At 73.9% G+C, this 3,046-nt stretch carries 3 protein-coding genes; 1 reads left to right on the top strand and 2 read right to left on the bottom strand.

From position 1 onward, the window contains the following. The first annotated feature begins 176 nt into the window (after positions 1 to 176). A complete protein-coding gene (locus N865_RS22915; protein WP_157557823.1) occupies positions 177 to 587 on the top strand; it encodes a hypothetical protein in 411 nt (136 codons plus the stop codon). On the opposite strand, the gene N865_RS21095 is transcribed toward N865_RS22915, so the two are convergent. Both N865_RS21095 and sucB read right to left on the bottom strand, forming a co-directional pair. Next, the gene (locus N865_RS21095; protein WP_034810246.1) at positions 565 to 1,473 is read right to left on the bottom strand and encodes a TIGR01777 family oxidoreductase; all 909 of its coding nucleotides are present in this window, start codon (positions 1,471 to 1,473) and stop codon (positions 565 to 567) included. The two genes, N865_RS22915 and N865_RS21095, sit on opposite strands and share 23 nt — an antisense overlap. Positions 1,474 to 1,497: 24 nt before the next feature. After that, the coding region (sucB, locus tag N865_RS21090) for a 2-oxoglutarate dehydrogenase, E2 component, dihydrolipoamide succinyltransferase (RefSeq protein WP_034810245.1) at positions 1,498 to 3,046 on the bottom strand (1,549 nt) is incomplete at its 5' end.

Raw genomic sequence — 3,046 nt, 5'->3', positions numbered from 1 at the left:
CCACCGGTCTGCGGCCGGCGCCGGGGCAGGCTCCCGGGGCGCCTGGAACACGAGCCACCTCGCGGCCAACCCCTTCCGGCCCCGTGCACGTGCCCTCGCCGGCGGCGTCCGCGGCGGCGTCGCCGGCGTCGCCGTCCGCGACATCGCGATCCACGATCGCGACGAGCGTCCTCGACGTGGTGGTCGACCCCGAGGCGCCCCGAGCCCGTGCGCACGACCTCGTCCAGGCGCTGGCCGACGCGCGAGCCGCAGCCCTCGTGGCGCGCGACGAGGGACGCCTCGCGACGGTCGACCACCGCGGGTCCCCGGCCTGGCAGCTCGACGCCAATGTCATCGCCGCGCTGAGGGACAAGGGCGTCCGGTGGGAGGGCCTGTCGCTTCAGGTGGCCCGGGCCACGTTCGTGTCCGGCTCGGGGACGACGGCCACGATCCGCGCCCGCGTCGACTGGACGGCATACGTGGTCGTGCACGTGGACGGGACCCGCGAGGCCAGGCCCGCAGACATGGGCGAGGAGCTCGACCTCGAGCTCGTGCGGGTGGCCGCGGGGTGGCGGATCGCGGCGGTCAGCGAGCCGCCAGCCACCTGATGGCGGTCTCGAGGTCGGGGTGCTCGAACGCGAAGCCCGACTCGAGCAGTCGGGCGGGCCGGATCCGCTGGCTCGCGACGATCGAGTCGGCGAACTCGCCGACGACGACCCGCAACGCGAACTGCGGAGCCGGCAGGAAGGCCGGCCGGGACAGGGCCGCGCCGATGGCGCGGGCGATCTCCTTCTGTCGCGCCTCGCCGGGGGCGACGAGGTTGACCGGTCCCGTCAGCTCCGGGTGGTCGATCGCGTGCACGATCGCGCGAACCTCGTCGACGAGCGTGATCCACGGCCACCACTCGCGGCCGCTGCCCAGCGGACCCCCGAGGCCGAGGCGGGCGAGGCGCAGGAGCGGCTCGAAGGCGCCGCCCTTCCTCGCCATGACGAGCCCGGTGCGCATGACCGCCACGGGCAGTCCGGCCGCCCGGGCCGGGTCGGCGGCAGCCTCCCAGCGGACGACGACCCCGGACAGGAAGTCCGACCCGGGGTTGCTGTCCTCGGTGAGGACCTCGTCGCCACGGTCGCCGTAGTAGCCGACCGCCGAGGCGTTCACGAGGGCGATCCGACGCCCGGTCCGATCCAGGTGTGCGGCGAGCGCCTGGGCAACCGTGCCGGTCGCGTCGGTCCGGGACCGCTCGACCTCCCGCTTGTAGGCGGCGTCCCATCGCTTGTCGCCGATGCCGACCCCGGCGAGGTTGACGACCACATCGACGCCGTCGAGGGCGTCCGGGTCGAGCGACCCCGTCGACGGGTCCCACTGGACCTCGTCGGACGCGGTGGGCGGTCGTCGGACGACGCGGACGACGGCGTCACCCCGCTCGACCAGCGTACGACGAAGCGCGCCGCCGATGAGTCCTGAGGAACCGGTGATGGCGACGCGCTTCGTCATGGCTGATCCTTCGTCAGAGGCGGGTCACAGACCGAGCGAGGCCTCGAACCGGCCCTCCTCGAGCCGCGTCTTCATCGTGCCGAGGAAGCGTGCGGCATCCGCGCCGTCGACGATGCGGTGGTCGTAGGACAGGGCGAGGTACATCATCGAGCGGATCGCGATCGTCTCCGCGCCGTCGGCGTCGGTCACGACGACCGGACGCTTGACGATAGCCCCCGTGCCGAGAATCGCCACCTGCGGCTGGTTGATGATCGGCGTGTCGAAGAGCGCGCCGCGGCTGCCCGTGTTGGTGATGGTGAATGTGCCGCCGGCGAGGTCGTCGGGCGTGATCTTGTTGCTGCGCGTGCGCGCCGCGAGGTCGGCGATCGCCCGGGCGAGCCCCGCGATGTTGAGGTCGCCGGCGTTCTTGACGACCGGCACGATGAGGCCCTTGTCGGTGTCGACGGCGATCGCGAGGTTCTCGGTGCCGTGGTAGACGATCTCGTCGCCCTCGACGCTCGCGTTGACGTTGGGGTGCGCCTTGAGGGCCTCGGTCGCAGCGAGGGCGAGGAACGGCAGGAAGCTGAGCTTGGTGCCCTCGCGTGCCTCGAAGTCCTTCTTCGCGCGGTCGCGCAGACGCGCCACCTTGGTCAGGTCGACCTCGACGACCGTCGTGAGCTGCGCCGAGACCTGCAGCGACTCGACCATGCGCGTCGCGATGACCTTGCGCAGGCGGCTCATCTTCTCGCGGGTGCCTCGCTTGGCGGATGCCTCCGCCGTCGCGACCGCGACGGCCGGTGCGGCAGGTGCCGCTGCGGGGGCAGGTGCCGCCGCAGCCGCCGGGGCCGGGGCGGGAGCAGCCGGTGCCTTCGCAGCCTCGGCCGCGTCGAGCACGTCCTGCTTGCGGATGCGTCCACCTACGCCCGTGCCCGTGATCGAGCCGAGGTCGACGCCGTGCTGCGTCGCGAGCTTGCGCACGAGGGGCGTCACGTAGGCCGCCGCGTCTGCTGGCGACGGGGCGGCCGCTGCGGCAGCCGGAGCCGATGCTGCGGCAGCCGGAGCCGGCGGTGCTGCGGGTGCCGGTGCCGGCGGTGCTGCGGGTGCCGGTGCCGGTGCTGCCGCGGGTGCCGGTGCTGCTGCTGGAGCCGGTGCAGGAGCGGGGGCCGGTTCCGGTACCGGAGCGGCCTCGGGGGCCGGCGTAGGTGCAGCCGGGGCCGCCTGGGCCGCGGCCGCACCTCCGATGATCGCCAGCTCACCGCCGACCGGGACGGTCGCGTCCTCGGCGACGAGGATCTTGGTGAGCGTGCCGGAGAACGGCGACGGGATCTCGGTGTCGACCTTGTCGGTGGACACCTCGAGGAGCGGCTCATCGGTGGCGACCTCATCGCCCTCGGCCTTGAGCCAGCGGGTCACCGTGCCCTCGGTGACAGACTCACCGAGCGCCGGCATCGTCACCGTCTGGCCCTCGCCGCCCGCGGGCGCGGCGGGCGCGGCGGGCGCCGATGCCGCCGTCTCGGGCTCGCTCGTTCCGGGAGCAGGCTCCTGGTCGGTGCTCGGGGCCTCGGCAGCCGGAGCCGCTGGGGCCGGCTCGGCG

The sequence above is a fragment of the Intrasporangium oryzae NRRL B-24470 genome (assembly GCF_000576595.1).
GTDB classification, from domain to species: Bacteria; Actinomycetota; Actinomycetes; order Actinomycetales; family Dermatophilaceae; genus Intrasporangium_C; species Intrasporangium_C oryzae.
The sequence above is the reverse complement of the archived record's forward strand: the minus strand, read 5'-3'. Positions and strand labels throughout refer to the sequence as shown.

Coding starts and splice junctions, on each gene's coding strand:
- N865_RS21095 (WP_034810246.1), bottom strand. CDS start 1,473: ATGACGAAGCGCGTCGCCATCACCGGTTCCTCAGGACTCATCGGCGGC.